General features: G+C 45.6%; 14 protein-coding genes. 7 read left to right on the forward strand and 7 right to left on the reverse strand.

Annotated features, from left to right (window positions below; genetic code table 11):
* Positions 1-98: 98 nt before the first annotated feature.
* The 3 genes from V7R55_RS07390 (at position 99) to V7R55_RS07400 (ending at position 5325) form a co-directional block, all read left to right on the forward strand.
* Entirely contained in the window at positions 99-2888 is a 2790-nt protein-coding gene (locus tag V7R55_RS07390) for an EAL domain-containing protein (protein ID WP_438823585.1), read from the forward strand.
* 132 nt (positions 2889-3020) lie between these two features.
* Positions 3021-3635 (forward strand): GTP cyclohydrolase II, encoded by a 615-nt coding sequence (gene ribA / locus V7R55_RS07395; RefSeq protein WP_334058690.1) that lies wholly within the window; start codon positions 3021-3023, stop codon positions 3633-3635.
* A gap of 241 nt (positions 3636-3876) precedes the next feature.
* Positions 3877-5325, forward strand: a complete 1449-nt coding sequence (locus V7R55_RS07400; RefSeq protein ID WP_334058692.1) for a DUF3300 domain-containing protein — start codon at positions 3877-3879, stop codon at positions 5323-5325.
* Positions 5326-5434: 109 nt separating this feature from the next.
* Here the strand turns inward: V7R55_RS07400 and V7R55_RS07405 are convergent, their stop codons facing one another.
* On the reverse strand, positions 5435-6316 hold the full coding sequence (locus tag V7R55_RS07405; RefSeq protein ID WP_334058694.1) for an ATP-grasp domain-containing protein: 882 nt from the start codon (positions 6314-6316) through the stop codon (positions 5435-5437).
* A 172-nt stretch (positions 6317-6488) separates the two neighbouring features.
* Between V7R55_RS07405 and V7R55_RS07410 the strand changes: the two genes are divergently transcribed.
* From V7R55_RS07410 to V7R55_RS07420, 3 genes are all read left to right on the forward strand, one after another.
* Positions 6489-7970, forward strand: coding sequence for a methyl-accepting chemotaxis protein (locus V7R55_RS07410; protein WP_334058695.1), 1482 nt, complete (start codon positions 6489-6491; stop codon positions 7968-7970).
* A gap of 38 nt (positions 7971-8008) precedes the next feature.
* Positions 8009-8527, forward strand: a complete 519-nt coding sequence (locus V7R55_RS07415; protein WP_334058697.1) for a DUF6436 domain-containing protein — start codon at positions 8009-8011, stop codon at positions 8525-8527.
* 121 nt (positions 8528-8648) lie between these two features.
* On the forward strand, positions 8649-9389 hold the full coding sequence (locus V7R55_RS07420) for a glutaredoxin (protein ID WP_334058699.1): 741 nt from the start codon (positions 8649-8651) through the stop codon (positions 9387-9389).
* Between the two features lie 35 nt (positions 9390-9424).
* Here V7R55_RS07420 and V7R55_RS07425 read toward each other — a convergent pair whose 3' ends face one another.
* From V7R55_RS07425 to V7R55_RS07450, 6 genes are all read right to left on the reverse strand, one after another.
* On the reverse strand, positions 9425-10405 hold the full coding sequence (locus V7R55_RS07425; protein WP_334058701.1) for a histone deacetylase family protein: 981 nt from the start codon (positions 10403-10405) through the stop codon (positions 9425-9427).
* Positions 10395-12242, reverse strand: coding sequence for a GNAT family N-acetyltransferase (locus tag V7R55_RS07430; protein WP_334058703.1), 1848 nt, complete (start codon positions 12240-12242; stop codon positions 10395-10397). The genes V7R55_RS07425 and V7R55_RS07430 overlap by 11 nt, the downstream gene beginning before the upstream one ends.
* A gap of 133 nt (positions 12243-12375) precedes the next feature.
* Entirely contained in the window at positions 12376-12873 is a 498-nt protein-coding gene (locus V7R55_RS07435; RefSeq protein WP_334058705.1) for a YqiA/YcfP family alpha/beta fold hydrolase, read from the reverse strand.
* Positions 12874-12931: 58 nt separating this feature from the next.
* Positions 12932-16030, reverse strand: a complete 3099-nt coding sequence (locus V7R55_RS07440; RefSeq protein ID WP_334058707.1) for an efflux RND transporter permease subunit — start codon at positions 16028-16030, stop codon at positions 12932-12934.
* 21 nt (positions 16031-16051) lie between these two features.
* A complete protein-coding gene (locus tag V7R55_RS07445; protein ID WP_334058709.1) occupies positions 16052-17197 on the reverse strand; it encodes an efflux RND transporter periplasmic adaptor subunit in 1146 nt (381 codons plus the stop codon).
* A gap of 308 nt (positions 17198-17505) precedes the next feature.
* On the reverse strand, positions 17506-18177 hold the full coding sequence (locus tag V7R55_RS07450) for a DNA-J related domain-containing protein (protein WP_334058711.1): 672 nt from the start codon (positions 18175-18177) through the stop codon (positions 17506-17508).
* 158 nt (positions 18178-18335) lie between these two features.
* Here V7R55_RS07450 and V7R55_RS07455 point away from each other — a divergent pair, with 158 nt between their 5' ends.
* Complete coding sequence (locus tag V7R55_RS07455; protein ID WP_334058713.1) at positions 18336-19052, forward strand: DUF1499 domain-containing protein; 717 nt, start codon at positions 18336-18338, stop codon at positions 19050-19052.
* Positions 19053-19088: the final 36 nt, after the last annotated feature.

Below are 19088 nucleotides of genomic sequence, written 5' to 3' on the forward strand. Positions count from 1 at the left end.
TCGCCTTTATAAACATCCTCTTACTTAGTGGTACAAGGAATTAACGAGTGGTAACAGCCCGCCTATTTAAGTACGTATCAGCATTGCTCATCAGCTGGATGTTGCTAAGCGTAAACGTTTTGGCTAGCAGTCAGCTTACCGTTAACGAGTCCTTTGAACGGGAGGTCATAAATCTTCATGCGCGATTGTCTGTTGCTCCTGTTAGCGCCACATATTTTGATATTTTAAAGGGAAACACAAAGAACACTTCGGTCAATGCCTCTTTTTCAGATGAACGTATATGGTATTCCACCGAACTCGTTCATACAGGCTACAGTCCTATACCACTAGTACTTAATGTTGACCGCCTAAACGTTGACGATTTGCAGATATTTCTACTTGATAGTAGTGAACGAATTATTAACTCCTATCGCTATCAAGCAGGAAAAGGCGACTATTCTTTAAGGCAGCCTCTTCCTAATATAAGGCTAGCATTTACCCTTCAGCCCTATCAGGACGCTCGCTTACTGATTGCGGTAAAAGACAGAGGGTTAAAGTACTTTCCAATCACCTTGTGGGAAAGAGATCTACTCGCACAGCACGACACCAATATGCTCACTTTGCTTGGCGCAGTAACGGGCATCATGGCGCTGATTGCGCTCTATTTCCTGTTTTCCTACCTGTATCAGCGCATTGCTACCCGCTTTTGGCTTGCCATGTCGTCCCTCGTTCTTTTAGCCTTGTTATTTATCACTGCTGGCGGGTTAGCTATTTGGCCAAGCCTAACTAACGCCAGCGAGCATTTCTATGCCGTCTGTTTTTGCATGCTGTTATTATGCATTGCCAAAGTAACGCACGACCTATTCACCCGAACGCCTTTTTTTTTGCGGTCCCTGAGCTATCTTGTTCCCGTTGTAGCTACCGTCTACTGTTTTACGGTTACCACTTATAACACGTCTATCACACTTCTGCTGTTAACCGCAGGTATGGGGCTTTATCACGTTTTACTGGCAATAGCGTTTAAAGAAAAAGGGAGCCGTGCAGTAAGTATCACCTACATTCTTGCTTGGCTTTCCTTTTTTGCATTCTATGCTTTAGTGACATTAAACCTATTCAGTAATTTGGTTTATACCCTAAACGTTGCTATCGGTATGCTTTTCTTCCTCACTCTCGGTTTTCTATGTTTTGGCTTTGCGGTCATCGCTAAAGAAAACGTGTTAAATCAACGCCAACTTTCAACACAGGCAGAAACTATATCAAGCTTGAATCATTTCTATGATTTATTCAGACATTCAGCAGAAGGTCATTACACCTCAACATGGGATGGAAAGCTTATTTCAGTCAACCCAGCCATGTGTAAAGTATTCGGCTATGAAAGTGAAGAAGAGTTGCTTAATGAAGCCGGCAGCACAAAAGTTTTCTACGCGAATGTTGAAGATAGGCAGGTTTTACTCGGTGAAATATCACAAAACGGCCATGTTACCGGTAGGGAAATTAGAGGTAGGCGACGTGACGGAAGCGAGTTTTGGTTTTCTCTATCCTGTCAAATTCGAGAAAATGACGAAGGCGACTTTCTCTATGGCTCTATCGTAGATATCACCGAAAAGAAGCAGTCAGACTTAAGCCTGCAGTATTTAGCTACCCATGACTCGCTGACGGGCGTATACAACCGGCGACAGTTTGAATCTGTATTCAAAGATAAAGTCGTCAACGCAAGCGACACACCATTGTGTTTGCTGTTTTTAGATCTCGACAGGTTTAAAGTAGTCAACGATACCTGTGGCCATAAAGCTGGTGATGTACTTATTAAAGACATTGCCCGCTTGATTGAGAACACTTTACTTTCAGACGCGCAGCTAGGTCGCCTTGGCGGCGATGAATTTGGCGTTATTTATTCAAACATTGATACCGACGCCGTTTACTTAAATGCAGTAAGGATCCTCAACGCCGTGCAGGCTTATCGCTTTATGTGGGATAACCGCATTTTTAACTTAGGCGTAAGCATAGGTATGGTGGTATGCGACGATAACGATGTCGACCCGGGTCAGTATCTGAGCATGGCCGATGCCGCATGTTACTTCGCTAAAGAGCAAGGCAGAAATCAGGTCCACAGATACGATAGAGATGACGAAAGTATGCAGCGCTACCAGCGCGAGCTTGATTGGGTATCTTCTATTAACAACGCATTGGAAGAGAGTCGCTTCGAGCTTTTTTATCAATCGCTAAGGCCTTTAAGTAAAACTAGTGATGGGCACTATTACGAAATACTTCTTCGCCTAAGAGAAAAAGACGGGAAACTTGTCGAGCCCGCCAATTTTTTACCCACGGCTGAGCGATTTGAAATGAACGTCAGTGTTGATAAATGGGTAGTCACGAATACGTTCAAGTGGCTCTCTGAAAACCCTGAGCACCTCGCAGAATTGAAACGATGCAGCATCAATCTTAACTGCCACTCACTAGCAGATAGAGATTTTACCTTGTTCATTCTAAATGCGTTTGAAACCTTCAATATCCCTTACAACAAAATATGTTTTGAGGTTATTGAGTCGGTAGCCATTATTAAAATGGAAGTCACACTTGCCTTCATGCGCACCTTCAACCGCCTTGGGTGTTCTTTTGCCCTCGACGACTTCGGCAGTGGCTTCTCCTCGTACAACTACCTTAAAAGCTTACCCGTCAGTCAGGTAAAAATTGACGGTATGTTTATTAAAGATATGCTTAACGACAGCGTAGATACGGCTATGGTTGCTTCTATCAACGATGTAGCGAAAGCTATGGGTATGCAAACTGTCGGCGAATTTGTTGAAGATGAAGGCACCATGGCACAGCTAGGCAAAATGGGCGTTGATTACGCCCAGGGCTTCGGTGTTGCTAAACCCGCGCCTCTACGGGAATTTAAGCCCCTCTGATAACTATCCCTGATACACCCTTTACGAAAAAAGTGATAGCACAAGCGTCAACTCGCGTATAATAAAATGGTAGACTTGCAAAAATAGAAGTCATCCCCACTTATTGCCTACTGTCCAAAGCGTAGAAGTAACATGAGTAGCAAACAGCCTAAATACGAATATGTCAGCACCGCAAAGTTACCCACAAGAATGGGTGATTTTAAAATACACGGCTTTGTTGAAGCCAGTGGTCAGGAGCACGTCGCCCTTTCTTACGGAGAGTGGAAAGAAGATGACGTAGTGCCTATTCGTATTCATTCAGAATGCTTAACCGGTGATTCTTTATTTAGTACCCGCTGCGACTGTGGTTTTCAGTTAGAAAAAGCCATGCAAAATATTGTAGATAACGGTCACGGTGTACTGCTTTACTTGCGCCAAGAAGGCCGAGGTATTGGTCTTTTAAACAAAATTCGCGCTTATAACCTTCAAGATAGCGGCATGGATACCGTAGAAGCTAACGAACACCTTGGTTTCGACGCGGACCTTAGAAGTTACGACATTTGCAAGCTAATGTTAGACACACTCAATGTTAAACACGTTGAACTAATGACAAACAATCCTAAGAAGCTTGCAGCACTAAAAGCACTGGGTATTGATGTTGTAGCAAGAAAGCCAATAGATCACGGTATCACCAAAGACAACAAACACTACCTAAAGACAAAGACGGAAAAGCTCGGTCACGCTTTTGATCCGCACGTACTTAAATAAGCTAGGGACTTTAGCAAAGCCGATATAAGCTAACATTTTTTATTTTTTTGAAAGCGCCCACCGAAACGTGGGCGTTTTCCATTCAGCTTCGGTTAATTATCGTTCAAGCAAAATGCATTCAGACTTACCACATTGCGTGTATAAAGCAGCGGCTTTCAGCATAGCAATTCAATACCAGTCCTCGTAGAAAATGCCCTTCTGAGAGGGCAATTATCTAAGCGGATTGGTATAAGGAGAATGTATGAAAAACATAACCTTATCGATAGTTATAGCACTGTCCAGTGCGCAGGCGCTGCCCGCACTGGCACAGTCAAATGCAAGCCTTGCTCAGGTTTCATCTTCAGCTCAGCAATATTCTGATGCCGAATTAGATAGTGCACTTGCGCCCATTGCCCTTTACCCCGATACACTGCTTACCCATATTCTCATTGCTTCTACCTACCCTTTAGATGTAGTTGCAGCCGACCGTTGGCGCCAAAGTAATAAGCATTTAACGCCAGATCAGGTAGAGAATGTGCTGGATGGCGTTTCTTGGGACCCGAGCGTAAAAGCCCTCGCGCCATTCACCGAGCTACTTAATACCTTGGCCAGCGATCTTGAGTGGTTACAGCAGCTTGGCGACAATGTACTTATTGATCAAAGTCGAGTGTTAGATCGTGTTCAGGTACTTAGGCAGCATGCCCATAACACAGGTAACTTGGTAACTAACGACTACATTGAAGTTGAAAGAGAACGAGAAAGCAGTCGAGAAATTATTTACATAGAGCCGCGCCAGCGAGAAGTGGTATATGTGCCATATTACGACCCACATGTTGTCTACGGTAACTGGTGGCACCCAATCTCGCCTATTCGCTGGAGACACCATGTAAGCTATCATCACCATAGCAATGTATATTGGTCTCCCAGTGTTCGCCTTTCTACCTTCTTTTTCTTTGGCAGCGTGCATTGGCACAACCGCCATGTGGTCATCCATCGCGAGCCAGTGCGCAGGTATTATCACGGCAGCCCGAGAAAACGCGTAATAAGCCGTGACTATCGCCGCTGGGAGCATAACACGGTGCATCGCCGGGCACGTTACTCTAACCGCGTGGTTCACAGTGCGCCTGCGCGCTATGAGCATACAGGTGTAACGCGTGTAAAACATGTGTCTAATAAACATATTAGAACGGCCAACCGCACAGCGTATAACGACAATAAGCGCTCAGTTAGCTCTGTGGCACGTACCCATAATGCTAAACAAACAAAGCGGACGATTGAGCCTAAACAAGTAACCCCGCTTAGAGAAATTCGCCAGCCGAATAAACAGAGCTCTGTAAAGCGAAAACAGTCGATAGAGCATGCACTGAAACGAACTCAAGCGGTGGCTAAAAGGGAAAAGCCAACGCGTGACAATGCACTTAAAGCGTTGAAACGTGACAAGCCAGCCAGAATAGCGCCTTCGCCACAGTCTAAGAGGTATGCAAACAACCATGGTGCGGTGCAAGGCTCAGTGAAGCAAAAAGTTAACCGTCAACGGGTTGAAAGAACAAGCCCACAACACCGTTCCATTGCCCGTGAAAGCAGTAAGCCTAAACGTATTGAGCGAGCGGACAGTAATAGGTCGGTAAAACAGTCTCAGCGAGAAACGTCACAAAGGCAGATGTCTCGGGTAGAACGCAGCGTTTCAAAAGGGAATGGTTTTAAGCACTGATTTTATGGGTTAACTTTAAACACTCGCCTTTCAGTAAACACGGACAAGGACGGTTAGTTCAATAGCGGCTTGCAGATTAAGCGTTTGCACGCCGCTTTTTTTATTTTGTTCACTGCGCTAACTCGTGATACCTCACTAAAGCTTCTACAAAGCGAAGTGGAGACTGGGGGTTAAGGTTGAAATACAATGAAGGTTCAATAAGCTCAAGCTCCATTATCGCCCAGTGATTACTCTGTCTCACCAAATCAACCCGCGCATACAATGCATCACACGGCATAGCTGCCAGTGCTTTTTCAGCGATAGCCAGTTGTTCACCGTCTACGGCAATAGAGTGTAAACTTCCGCCATGCTCTTCTTGCACACGAAAGTCGCCTTTTTGTGGCACCTTCTTAATAGCATGGCTGAACTCCCCACCGAAATAAAACAGCGAGTATTCACCTTCATCAACAACACTACTTAAGAACGGTTGGATCATGAAATCCCGCTGTTGAAATGTATCGAAAAGTACTCTCTGATTTACATGCCCCTCACGCCAGTCGGCGGCAGAAAGCTTGAAAGTATCATCAGCGTTAGCACTAAGCGTGGGTTTAATCACCACAGTGTCACAGCCAAATTGCGCAAACGCTTCCTCTATAACATTGTTATTGAACTCGCTTCCCCACATTGTTTCGACAATAGGAACCCCTTTGCCCTGCAAGTCTTTAAGGTAGTGCTTTTCAATATTCCACTTCATCAAAGATATCGGGTTTAACAACACCGCACTCGACGCCTCAATGTCTTCTAAACAAGCTAAAAATTCTTCAGCGTGCTGCTGATAATCCCATGTGCTGCGAACAATAACATAGTCAAACTTATTCCAATTTGGTGAGGCGCTATGCCAGGAGACCGTTTTTACAGCCCACCCGCGTTGTTCGAAAAACGGTATTAATAATTCATCATAGACGAAAAAATCTTCAAGATTATCGGTCGATAAAAAAGCGATAGCAGGCATAACAAAATCCTTAGCTTGTACGAGCCTTGACGCATTAACTCTATGTAATAAATGAGATATCTATACCAAAGTTAAATAGCGTAGAAACCACGATTTACGTAGACTAGCGAGAAATTAGCACACCCACCTTTTTTAACCTACACTTATTGCAAAATAACCATCGGAGATTGGCATGCAGTACCCTTGGCTCCTTGAAGGTCATAAAATTTTTCGCGTTGTAATTGCTGTTCAATTACTCATTGCTTTCGCTATTGGTGTGTTTACAGGTGAAGTTTTACCTGCGTTTATTTTTGGTGTCCCAATTGCAGCTTTACCGCTCGTGCTCAGTCTTCAAAACCCCTACTCGGCTATAAGTCGTCACGCAATGGCAATAGGTGTTCAGCTCCTTACTGCACTGCATATTCACCAGTCTTTTGGATTAATTGAAGTCCACTTTGAAATTTTTGTACTTCTTGCCTTTCTTTCTTATTTCAGAGATTGGAAAGTAGTGGCCACGGGTACCGCCGTTGTTGCTGTCCATCACATTTCATTCTTCTTTTTACAGTCTGGCGGAGCGCCGTTGATGATTTTTGAGGAAGGTCACGTAACTTTCCCTATCCTGCTTATGCATGCTGCTTTTGCATTGTCTGAAGGTGGTGTGTTGATGTACATGGCAAAGCAAGCCCACCAGGAAGGTGCAGGCGCCGCCGAACTACGCCTAGCCATTGAAACCATGCAGCAGTCTGATGGCAAGCTTGATTTGTCCGTTGAGCTAAATCGTGACAATAAAATAGTAAAGCCTTTCGCTGAACTTATTGACCAAGTGAAATCCCTTATTGAGCTTGCTTCTAATTTAACAGACGAGGTTGTTAGAGGCTGTGGCAAAATGGAACTCGCTGCGAATAACATGTTCGAAATTAGCAAAAATACTGACCAAGAAATTGCTATGGTTTCGGCATCGTCAGAAGAAATCGCACAAACCATGCAGCTTTCAACAGAGCAAACGACCCTTGCGAGCGACAAAGCATCGGCAGCGCAAAATGCGTCTCAGTCTACGCGGGACTCTATCTCGAAATCTAGTCATACCATCGACTCACTTCGCAATACGTTGAATGAAGCAGCGCAAACTAACACCGCATTAAATGAACAATGCTCTCACATTTCCGATGCCATGCGCTCAATTACCGCTGTCGCTGAACAAACTAACCTATTGGCACTCAACGCTGCCATTGAATCTGCCCGTGCTGGTGAACACGGTCGCGGCTTCGCCGTAGTAGCCGACGAAGTACGCACCCTTGCAATTCGCTCAAAAGAAAGTGCAGACCAAATTACCAGTATTACCGAACAACTCGTTGCGCAAACGGCGAGCTCGGTTGATCAAATGCAAACCTGTATACAGCTGGTCGATGAAGCTGTTGTTTCAAGTGAAAACGCCACCTCGGCTATGACAGAAATTATGCAGCAAATTCGTGAAGCCAGCGAAAGTATGACTGAAATAGCCACCTCTGCTGTAGAACAGGAAACCGCATCATCTTCCATTGCGCAAAGTACCGCGCGTTTGAGTGAGTTTACTTCTGAAGAGCTTGCTACCGCTGAATCCCTTGCAGGTGAACTTGAAGTCTTGTCACAAATATCTCAACGCATGCGCGGCGCTATTGAACGCTTTAAACTTTAGGCGCAAAGCCTGAAGCATGATTAAAGACGTTTTGCTGTATGCATAAAAAAGGGAGCTGGCTACTACTTGTGTTATGGGCGGTAGGTTTACTCACCGCCTTGTTAGTATATGGGCAGCGTCAACTATCAGAATTCGACCCTAACGGCGAGCTACTGCACCGCACTACTGCGCCAGACTTTGACGCATCCCTTGTAGCCTTACTAAAAAAGCAGGATATCCAACCAGGATCTATCATCCATGTGGGAACGCAGTCTCGCTGTTATTGCGACACGCTTACAACGCCACACCAGTCTCAACTTCACTTAAAACTGGGAGATGATTTTCACCAAGTCAGGCTGGATGTGGAAGATGTACCTGAACTAGCGGCTATGCTTGAGGCCGTGCCTGCACTTATCGTGTTAGATAAACAAGAGCAACTTCGCTATTTAGGCCCTTACGCCACAGGTTATGGATGCTTTACTGGCAAAAACCTCGTCCAACAAGTGGTAAGCTACACCACGCAACTTCCCTATTCCGGTGCAGTTATCAATACTGATGCTACGGGTTGTTTCTGCTAAAACGCTGGCACAAATTATGTATTCTTCTTTGTATATTGCAATATTACTTTAGGCAGAGCAAAAAACAGGCAAATTTTGCACACTCATTGCTCTGACGTGAAAGCTTTACAAGGAGCCCACTATGTCTAAGCGCGCTACTCTATACCGAATGGTTACCCCAGAGCATATTTGCCCCTTTGGACTCAAATCAAAAGACCTGCTCGAGAGAAAAGGCTACAAGGTTGATGATCATCATTTGTCTAATCGCAGTGAAACCGACGCATTCAAAGAAAAGTACGATGTGAAAACAACCCCGCAGACGTTCATAGGCGATAAGCGTATTGGCGGTTATGACGACTTGCGAGATTACTTTGATTTAAAGCAAGAAAGCGAATTTGGGTCGCGCTACACGCCTATAATCGTAATTTTTTCTTTAGCAGCACTCATGGTATTCGCGCTTATGCTGAAAGGCGGCCTACCAACGGGGTTAGAGCCTTTTATATTGAATTTCATTGGAGTGGCTATGGTGATACTTGCCCTTCAAAAGCTGCAAGACTTAGTGGCTTTTTCAAACCAGTTTATCACCTATGACCTATTAGCAATGAAGCAGGTACGATACGCGTATATTTATCCTTTCGCGGAGGCATTTGCCGGGCTTGGCATGCTTGCAGGGTTTCCTGCACTATTGGTTTCACCTGTTTCCATTTTTATCGGCGCTATTGGTGCAGTTTCAGTTATCAAGGCGGTTTATATCGATAAGCGCGAACTTAAATGTGCCTGTGTTGGCGGAAATTCAGACCTCCCCCTTGGCTTTATTTCACTGACAGAAAACGTTGCTATGCTAGGTGCGGGTCTTTATATGCTTGCAAGGTGGCTAGCCTAGTCTGAAAGATTGTTGAGGCTAGATAACCCTTCGTCCTATTGTGCTTCTTCGATAGGACGACTCATGCCTTTCAGGTGAGACACTACGCTGCGGCCTAATGCGCTTAAGTCATACCCCCCTTCTAGCATACTTACAATACGACCTTCGCAACACGTATCTGCAACGGCGCGTAGCTGTTGGCTTATCCAAAAGTAATCATCTTCTACTAGGCGCAGATGGGCCATTGGGTCTTCAGCGTGAGCATCAAAGCCTGCAGAGATAAAAATCAGTTCAGGCTGAAAGTTGCGTAATGCGTCAAACCAGTATTGCACTTTTTCTCTAAAAACCTCTCCGGTCGCACCGGCCTCAAGGGGTACTGACAGAATATTACTTGCAGAAACCGGCGAGCCACTGTGCGGATAGAAGGGGTGCTGAAAACTGCTACACAGCATAATGCGCTGGTCGCCGGCTACAATTTGCTCCGTACCATTTCCGTGGTGCACGTCAAAGTCGATAATGGCAACCCGTTTTAACTCATAGTTTTGAAGCGCGTAGCGCGCAGCTATAACAATGTTATTAAAAATACAAAAACCCATAGCACTGTCGTACGTCGCGTGGTGCCCAGGTGGCCGAGTGGCACAAAAGGCTTGCCGGTCATTGCCTTCCATTACCCAATCGACAGCATTACATCCTGCTCCCGCAGACTCTAGCGCAGCGTTTAAGCTGTGGCGCATTAAACCTGTGTCTTCATCTAACCACGCCACGCTGTCTTTATTTTCTGAATACAGTGTTTTTTCGTGGTCGTTGAAGATAGATTGAGCTGCATGCTCAAATACACTTTTTACATAGTATGGGTCGTGCGCTAGTTTCAGATAGGCTTCAGCAATGGGAGTGGCGTCAGCATGCTCACAAACCATATCGAGCCCTGAAGAAAGCAGTTGGTCGTCAATAGCAAATAAACGGTCTGGCGATTCGGGGTGTTCCTTGCCCAAATCGTGTTTGGTGCCGTGCTTGCCGCGAAATATTTTAATTGTCATGCAGTGATGCCACGTCTAGTACTAATTCTATATCACTGGGGTCGCCAGTAAATTTCCGTTTAAATTTAGCTTGTTCGAAAATAGTGATCATGGGGCTATTATCGCCTCGTACATAGGCCATCATTTTCGCAATGCCTCTTATTTTTGCTACCGTGATAAGCTCGTTCAACAAGCGGCTTGCCATACCTTTTCCCTGCTGAGTTTCACGAGTAACAAAAGCAGCTTCACAGGTATTGTCGTTTGGGTTGTAGTAAAAACGCCCCACGGCGTGAATAGTAATGCGTGAACCCTCTTGTCTGACAATACACAGTGCCGCATCAGAGCTTTGATCTACCGACACCAAGTTACACGACTTCTCGCGAGACATTTGTTTGGGGTCATAGTTGTAGCGCAATCTTAATGTTTCTTTTGTGTGAGAATAAAAGAATTCTTGTAGGCGCCTTTCGTCCGCCGGATTCAGCGGGCGCATGTAAAACGTCTCACCCTGGATATTAAGCTTTTTAAGCTGAATAGCTCCCAGCTCTGGGATATCTGTGGGGTACTTTTCTTGATAATGGGGCACCCAGTAATGCTGACGCACTTCTTCTAATAGTGCGGCACGGAATTTAGGGTGGGCCACGCGAATAAGCTCTAACGCACGTTCTCGAATACTCTTACCTTTAAGTGACGCTATACCGTATTCGGTTACCACATACTGTACATTACCGCGGGAAGTTACCACGCCTGCGCCTTCGCTTATACGCGGCGTAATACGTGAAATAGTTTCATTTTTTGCGGTAGAAGGAAGCGCAATAATGGCTTTACCGCCTTTACTAATAGACGCGCCAGTGACGAAATCAACCTGCCCACCTATGCCACTGTAAAAGTCATAGCCCAGTGAGTCGGCTACCACCTGCCCGGTTAGGTCCACTTCAAGGGCACTATTTATGGCAACCATATTATCGTTTTTGGCTATATTAGTCGGCTTGTTGACGTAGCTACTCGGGTAAAATTCAATATGCGGGTTGCTGTCGATTAAATCGTATAGCTGGCGGGTACCAATGGCAAAACTGGTAACAATTTTACCGGGGTGAAACGTCTTTTTCTTGTTGGTAATAGCGCCAGATTCCAACAGTTCGATAATACTGTCGGTAAGCATTTCGCTATGAATACCTAAATCTTTGTGATTACACAGGTATTTCAGCGTGGCGCTGGGTATTTTCCCAATACCAAATTGGAGCGTTGCGCCATCATCCACCAGCATAGATACATATTGGCCAATACGTTCTGCGACTGAGTCTATTGGCGGCGGCGTCACTTCGACTAGTGGCTCATCCGCTTCTATACACGCGGTTATTTCACTGATATGAATATAAGAGTGCCCTGAAGTTCTTGGCACCTGAGGGTTAATTTGGGCTATGACTTTTTTGCTTTGCCTAATTGCAGACATGGCAATATCTACAGCTGGACCTAGCGAGCAATACCCAAACTCATCTGGCGGGCTTACATTAACAAGGGCTGCATCGAGGGCCAGCGTGCCATCGCTAAACAAGCTTGAAATTTCAGAGAGGAATACGGGGGTATAGTCGGCTCGACCCTCATCAACAGCCTTTCGCATGGCTTCGCCACCGATAAAGAAAGTATTGGCTTTAAAGAGGTTTTTATACTCGTCTTTTACCCACCGCGTATCGCCTAAGGCCAGCATATGCACCAGTTCGATATCGCTGAAACCTTCGCTATTATCAATAAGGTGCTGAACCAGCGCGTGCGGTACTGCCGCATTTCCGCCAACAAAGACACGACAACCCGACTTTATCAGCGACGACCATTGCGGCGCTTGAGGTAAGTTAAATGCCATTTCCATCTGCCCTGTTTTAAGCAATACCCCATCATGCCATAAATACAGGTAATTTCATGTATTAACCCCTCGCAGCGTTATAAGCGATTAGTCTTAATAAAACGCAGCAGCCGTTGCGCTGGCGCTTAACGCGCTAGTAGCGGAATTTTTCTAACCAGTTTCTGAAAAAAGGTGAAATAACAGACTTACTGTTCGCAAGGCGGTGCCCATCATTAAGCAGCAACAGCTGCGCCTTTTGATGACGGGCGTACTTAAGGCTGTTCTCTATTGGCACGATATCGTCGTTCCAGCCGTGCACTAAGCTTACATAGCCGTCGTACGGGAAGCGTTGAACTTTATAGTTGGGTAAGTAAAGCGCCGGTGCCATCAAAAATACGCCTCTGGCAGAGATCTGACTGGCAGCGGCAAGTGATACATAGCCGCCCATACTCGAACCCACCAACACGACGTCATTACACTTTTCGGCGATGGTTTCTTTTAAGCGCTCAAGGCGGGCTTCGGGGCAGTCGAGATCTTGATAATCGATACTCTCAACACTAAAGCCCATATCGTTTGCTACATTCGAAAGCGTGGTTATCTTACTGCCCCATGGGCCACTTTCTTTACCGTGAGAAAAAACAACGGTGGTCATCACCAATATCCCTATATAAAAAATGAAAAGTTTTTCCCCACTCTAGCGCACTTGCTCGTTACTTGTCTTCCTTATGAAATAGTTTTTCTACCATTACGTAGAACATGGGAACGAAAAATATGGCCAAGAAGGTCGCTGCAAACATGCCACCCATTACCGCTATGCCAATAGCATTTTGGCTTGCAGCGCCTGCGCCACTAGCAAGTGCTAACGGCGTAACCCCTAAGATAAACGCCATAGACGTCATCAATATGGGACGGAAGCGCTGAGACGCGGCATTAGACACAGCCGTCATCAGGTCTTCGCCGTTTTCGTACTGTTCTTTGGCAAACTCTACGATAAGAATCGCGTTTTTCGCTGCTAAACCTACCGTAGTTAAAAATGCTACCTGCAAATACACATCATTCGGTAAATTAAAGATAAAGGCAGCGGTGACCGAGCCCAATATTCCTAGTGGAACCACTAGCATAACCGCAAAGGGTACCGACCAGCTTTCGTAAAGAGCTGCTAAGCATAAGAATACAACCAATATGGAAATGGCATACAGCATAGGCGCCTGAGACCCCGCTTCTTGCTCTTCAAAAGACAAGCCTGACCATTCAATTGCAAACCCAGGAGGCAGCTGTTCTACCAACTTCTTCATTTCAGCCATGGCTTCACCTGAAGAGATACCTTCAGCAGCGCTACCTTGTATATTTACCGACGATATACCGTTAAAGCGCTCTAACTTGGGTGAGCCGTATACCCACTCGGTTGTTGAGAAGGTGCTGAAAGCCACCATCTCACCGTCGCTATTGCGTACAAACCACTTATCTAGGTCTTCTGGTGTCATACGATGAGGAAGGTCTGCCTGCATGTATACCCGCTTAATACGCCCTTTGTCGATAAAGTCATTCACATAGCTTGAACCCCAAGCAATTTGTAGCGCGTTATTAATTTCACTTAAGTTCAAACCAAGGGCTGACGCCTTTTCGCTATCAATGTTAATTTTAAACTGGGGTACATCGCTTAAGCCGTTGGGGCGTACTCCCGCCAATTTCGGGTTTTGTGCAGCCATACCTAAAAGCTGGTTACGAGCATTCATAAGAGCTTTATGGCCGTTACCACCGCGGTCCACCAGCTGCATATCAAAGCCTGTTGCGTTACCTAACTCCATGATAGGTGGCGGTACAATAGGAAACGCAGACGCATCTTCAATTTGGCTAAATGCACCAAAAGCTCTACTCATTACAGCGAAGGCCGAGTTGTTTTCGTCACGCACACTCCAATCATTGAAGTTTAAGAACGCCATACCGGCATTTTGCGCTTGCCCCGCGAAGCTAAAGCCTACTACAGCAAACATACCGTTAACCGCTTCGCTCTCATCTTCAAGGACGTAATCTTCAACTTGCTTGATAGACTCAAGGGTTCGGCCCGCTGTAGCACCCGGAGGTGTGCTTACCAACACCATCATTCGACCTTGATCTTCGTCTGGCAGGAAGGCTCCTGGAAGTTGACTGAAGATAAACACCATCCCGCCAACAAGTAAGCCGTATACAACGAAGTAACGCTTAAAACGTTTCGCCATGTGGTTGGTCGTTTTTTGATAGCGGTCGCGCCCTTTGTTAAAGGTGCGATTAAACCAGCCGAAGAAACCTTTGTTTTTGTCGTTGTCTTCTGAATGCTGTTTCAACAGAGTGGCGCACAAAGAAGGCGAAAGCACGATAGCCACCAGCACAGAGAACGCCATAGCTGAAACGATAGTTACTGAAAACTGACGATAAATAGCCCCGGCTGATCCGCTAAAGAACGCCATAGGGATAAATACCGTTGATAGTACCGCGGCAATGCCCACAAGTGCGCCAGTGATTTGCGACATAGACTTCTTAGTCGCTTCAGCAGGCGGTAAGCCTTCTTCTTCCATAATGCGCTCAACGTTTTCTACAACAACGATAGCGTCATCAACAAGTAGACCGATAGCCAGCACCATGGCAAACATGGTCAACACGTTAATACTAAAACCAAAGGCCAGAAGCACCGAGAAAGTCCCAAGTAGTACAACAGGTACGGCGATGGTGGGAATAAGCGTCGCGCGCCAGTTTTGAAGAAACAGTAGCATCACTAAAAATACCAACACAACTGCTTCAATAAGCGTATGTACTACCGACTCTATAGAAAGCTCGATAAAAGGCGAACTGTCTACCGGGTAAACCACTTTCACTGTATCGGGCAGGTTTGAGCGCAGCTCTTCAACGCGAGCTTTTACTGCTTTGATAGTGTCTAGCGCGTTGGCACCAGACGCTAGGCTTATCGCCATGCCAGACGCAGGTTTGCGGTCATAACGAACAATAACATCGTAGCTTTGTGCACCCAGCTCTACTCGGGCCACGTCACGCACACGTACCTGCGACCCGTCTGTGTTCACACGTAGCACGATATTTTCAAAATCTTCTACGGTTTGAAGCCGGCTTTGCGCCTGAATAGTGGCGTTAATTTGCTGGTTTTCGATAGCAGGTAACCCACCTAGCTGGCCTGCTGAGACATCAGTATTTTGGACCTGAACTGCGGCCTGTACGTCAGTTGGCGTTAGGTTGTAGCTGTATAGCTTGTCTGGGTCTAGCCAAATACGCATAGAGCGCTGCGCACCAAAAACCCGTACGTTACCTACGCCGTTTACTCGAGAAATAGGGTCCTGAAAGTTTGAAACCAGCATGTCACTCAGATCATACTGCGTCATCGAATCGTCTTCAGAATAGAAGCCTACGGCTAGCGCAAATGCACTGTTTGCCTTGGTAACGGTAACCCCTTGCTGCTGAACCTGCGTTGGCAGTAAGGGTAATGCGCCCTGCACCTTATTTTGCGTTTGTACCTGGGCGATATCTGGGTCTGCACCCGGCTCAAACGTCAGCGTAATTGACATGCTGCTGTTAGAGCTACTTGCCGAAAAATAACGGAGATTATCAATGCCCGTTAAGCTTTGCTCAATGACCTGCGTTACCGAGTTTTCAACGGTTTCTGCAGAAGCTCCAGGATAAGTTGCCGAGATAGTGACCGATGGTGGCGCTACCTTAGGGTATTGTTCAATAGGGAGTGAGGTTATCGCCAACACACCCGCCATCATTGTGATAATTGCCAGCACCCATGCAAACACGGGCCTGTCTATGAAAAAACGAGCCATATTACTTAAATCCCTTGTTTGCTATCGTGAGCCACGTGATGATGGTTGCCATTCTGACGGGTTAACTTTCGCCCCAGGCTTTACCTTTTGATAACCAGTTATAATGACTTTTTCACCTTCATTTACGCCGCTTATCACCACGTACTGGTCACGATATATCTTGCCGATTTCTAAGGTTCGGCCCTCTACCTCATTGTTCTGGTTCACTACATAAACAGAAAGCGAACCGTCTGGCTGGCGGGTCGTTGCACGCTGGGGAACCAAAAGCGCATTTTCACGACCAGTAATGACATGGCCCTTTACAAACAAACCAGGAAGCAACACACCATCAGGGTTTGGCATTTCGGCGCGCAGGGTAACCGAGCCCGTAGACTCATCCACGGTCACTTCAGAAAACTTCACGCTGCCTGTCTGGTCGTAGCGCTTACCAGTGACTTCATCTACAGTCAGCTCAACATCCATTGAGCCTTGCTTACGCATAGACTGACGAAGTGTGATGATGGACGCACCCGATTCCTGCATATCAATATAAACGGGATCTAACTGAGTAATAGTGGCTAACTGCTGTGCTTGGTTGGTAGTAACCAGCGTACCTTCGGTAACGTATGAACGGCTAATTCGACCGCTTATGGGCGCGTATACCTTGGTGTAACCCATGTTTACCTTTGCAACATCAACTGCAGCTTCCGCCACGCTGATAGCCGCTTGTGCTTGGTCTTTTTGCGCAATAACGTCGTCGTACTCCTGCTTACTAACTGCATTTTGTGCGACAAGGTCGTCGTAACGTCGCGCCTTTGCTTCTAAGGTCTTTAAGTTAGCTTGCACGCTTTTTAAGTCAGCTTTTGCACTATTTAACTGGGCCAAGTAACGCGCCTCATCTATTTGATACAGCTGCTGCCCTTTTTCAACATACGCACCTTCTTCAAACAAACGTTCGGTGATAACCCCATCCACCTGAGGGCGTACTTGCGACTGGCGCGACGGGCTTATCCGCCCTGGCAATACCATTTCATGCACTACAGGTTGCTGTTTTAACGTAACTACCGACACTGAAGGCGCAGGCATACCTTGCTGAGCACCTTGTTGTGCTTGCTCACCTTCATTTGAACAACCAATAACACCTATTAGCGTCATTAGTGCTGCAGTAACATAAAAGATGCGACTCATAAATTTTCTATTTCCCAATAACTTTCAGATAGAACACGGTCTGGGTTCTATACGGATAAATTAAACGTAAGTTTTGCTTCCAATGCACCGACGTATCCAACCCTATGACTTGAACGCGAGGATAACCGGAAAAGATGTGGCATAGTTAAGCGTTAATTGATACGAATCTACGCTCTTATAGGTCATATTGTGCGCATTTAGCGCGTACAATAAAAGTCAATGAAGCTGAAGTTACCGATGTTGTCGGTCAATTACCGAACCCCGTATACATTATGCGAATAATACGAAGTTTAAGGCCAACGCACGTTCTATTTTAACGAATAATGTTGAGTGAGGGTTTGGTAGGCATGAATAGCTTCCTGAGCATCTTGCTGTGTTCCACCTTTATCGGGATGTGCAAATTGCAGTACACGTTTGTAAGCACGTTTTAACTGCAACAACGTAACTGGCTCATTCTTAGAAAGACCAAGTACATCATGCGCTTTTTCAATATCCCCTTGCGTATAGCTGCCAGTATCTCCCCTCAACATTTTTTGCCAAAACGCGTTTAGCAGAGTATCGACAGTATCACGATCAGCTTCTTCAAAATTTCCCCAGTCGAGATAATACGTTGCAAGTGGGTCAGGAATATCTAAAGCCGTAGCACTTAGTTCATCATTGCTTTGCGGCAATTGACTCTCGTTAAACAGGTTTAGCTTTATACCAAGTGCGTGGATCTCTAACGTACCTTCGCTTTGTTTTATCCAATACTGCCTCAACTGATACAGTGCATTAAACAGAACAAAATGCGTTTTAAAAAGCATTAGCGGGTCTCGCAAAGCATCTTCATCAAAAAGCTGATAAGGCGGTTTTTTTAACATCTCAATAAGCGCATATTCAGTAATACCCTTGATGAACTCACCTTTTTGCGTCGATAGAATATCAACAAGAAGTTCAGCCTGCATTTCGTACGTATGACTGGCGTTTGGTTGTGTATGCAAAACCTATTACCTATAACTTGATGCTGATAAAAAGACCAGTGTACAAATATGTTACGCGCGGGCCTAGTTGAATTTTTCTTTGACGAAAGTAAACCAAATTACCGCTTTCACTGTTAAAGTAGGTTGGTCAAACTAAAAAGAATAACCTTGGAGTTCCCTTGAAAGCACTCATTGCCCTTACCAGTATTGTTGGTTTTTTAATGGTGGTGTTACCCGGACCACTTTATCAATATGCAGGTGTTAGTCTAGGTACCGCATTTACGTCACTTCGTTTTGGTGTATACGTGGGTGGCGCAGCACTAATACTCATTATTTTGCAGGTATTAATTAACCGTAAGAGCGTAAGTTGGGGTAGTACATTGGTATGCGCTGTTCTTGCTCTAGTAGCCGTTGGCATGCCCGTTAGCATGATGAGCAAAGCTAGCGCCGTTCCACCAATTCACGACATTACAACCGATGTTACAAACCCACCTGAATTTGTCGCTATTGCACCGCTAAGAGAAGGCGCACCAAACTCTGTAGCCTATGAAGGTGGTGATGTGACTAAGCAGCAGCTTGAGGCTTACCCTGAAATTAAAACTCAGCTGCTTCCACAACCTGTTAATCAAGTTTACATGGCTGCAGAAAAAGCCATAGCAGCATTAGGCTGGGAGCGAGTGAGTGAAGGCGCACTGCCCAACACACTAGAAGCTACAGATACAACAACATGGTTCGGTTTTAAAGACGATGTGGTCATTCGTTTAACTGCAAAAAGTGATGATACCCTTATTGATATTCGCAGTAAGTCGCGAGTAGGTAAAAGCGACTTAGGCAAAAATGCTGAACGTATCGAAACCTTTATGGCCGAGCTAAGAAAGCAGCTAGGCTATCAATAGGCTCACTTAGAAAATCAAACGCAAACTAAAAAGCCC

Source organism: Alteromonas sp. S005, assembly GCF_036864475.1.
GTDB lineage: Bacteria > Pseudomonadota > Gammaproteobacteria > Enterobacterales > Alteromonadaceae > Alteromonas.

Bases quoted from the DNA above. Each gene is read 5' to 3' on its own strand.
- V7R55_RS07415 (WP_334058697.1), top strand. From the start codon at position 8,009: ATGCATAAAAAAGGGAGCTGGCTACTACTTGTGTTATGGGCGGTAGGT.
- V7R55_RS07430 (WP_334058703.1), bottom strand. From the start codon at position 12,242: ATGGCATTTAACTTACCTCAAGCGCCGCAATGGTCGTCGCTGATAAAG.
- V7R55_RS07405 (WP_334058694.1), bottom strand. From the start codon at position 6,316: ATGCCTGCTATCGCTTTTTTATCGACCGATAATCTTGAAGATTTTTTC.
- V7R55_RS07420 (WP_334058699.1), top strand. From the start codon at position 8,649: ATGTCTAAGCGCGCTACTCTATACCGAATGGTTACCCCAGAGCATATT.
- V7R55_RS07410 (WP_334058695.1), top strand. From the start codon at position 6,489: ATGCAGTACCCTTGGCTCCTTGAAGGTCATAAAATTTTTCGCGTTGTA.
- V7R55_RS07400 (WP_334058692.1), top strand. From the start codon at position 3,877: ATGAAAAACATAACCTTATCGATAGTTATAGCACTGTCCAGTGCGCAG.
- ribA (WP_334058690.1), top strand. From the start codon at position 3,021: ATGAGTAGCAAACAGCCTAAATACGAATATGTCAGCACCGCAAAGTTA.
- V7R55_RS07390 (WP_438823585.1), top strand. From the start codon at position 99: ATGTTGCTAAGCGTAAACGTTTTGGCTAGCAGTCAGCTTACCGTTAAC.
- V7R55_RS07425 (WP_334058701.1), bottom strand. From the start codon at position 10,405: ATGACAATTAAAATATTTCGCGGCAAGCACGGCACCAAACACGATTTG.
- V7R55_RS07435 (WP_334058705.1), bottom strand. From the start codon at position 12,873: ATGACCACCGTTGTTTTTTCTCACGGTAAAGAAAGTGGCCCATGGGGC.
- V7R55_RS07445 (WP_334058709.1), bottom strand. From the start codon at position 17,197: ATGAGTCGCATCTTTTATGTTACTGCAGCACTAATGACGCTAATAGGT.
- V7R55_RS07440 (WP_334058707.1), bottom strand. From the start codon at position 16,030: ATGGCTCGTTTTTTCATAGACAGGCCCGTGTTTGCATGGGTGCTGGCA.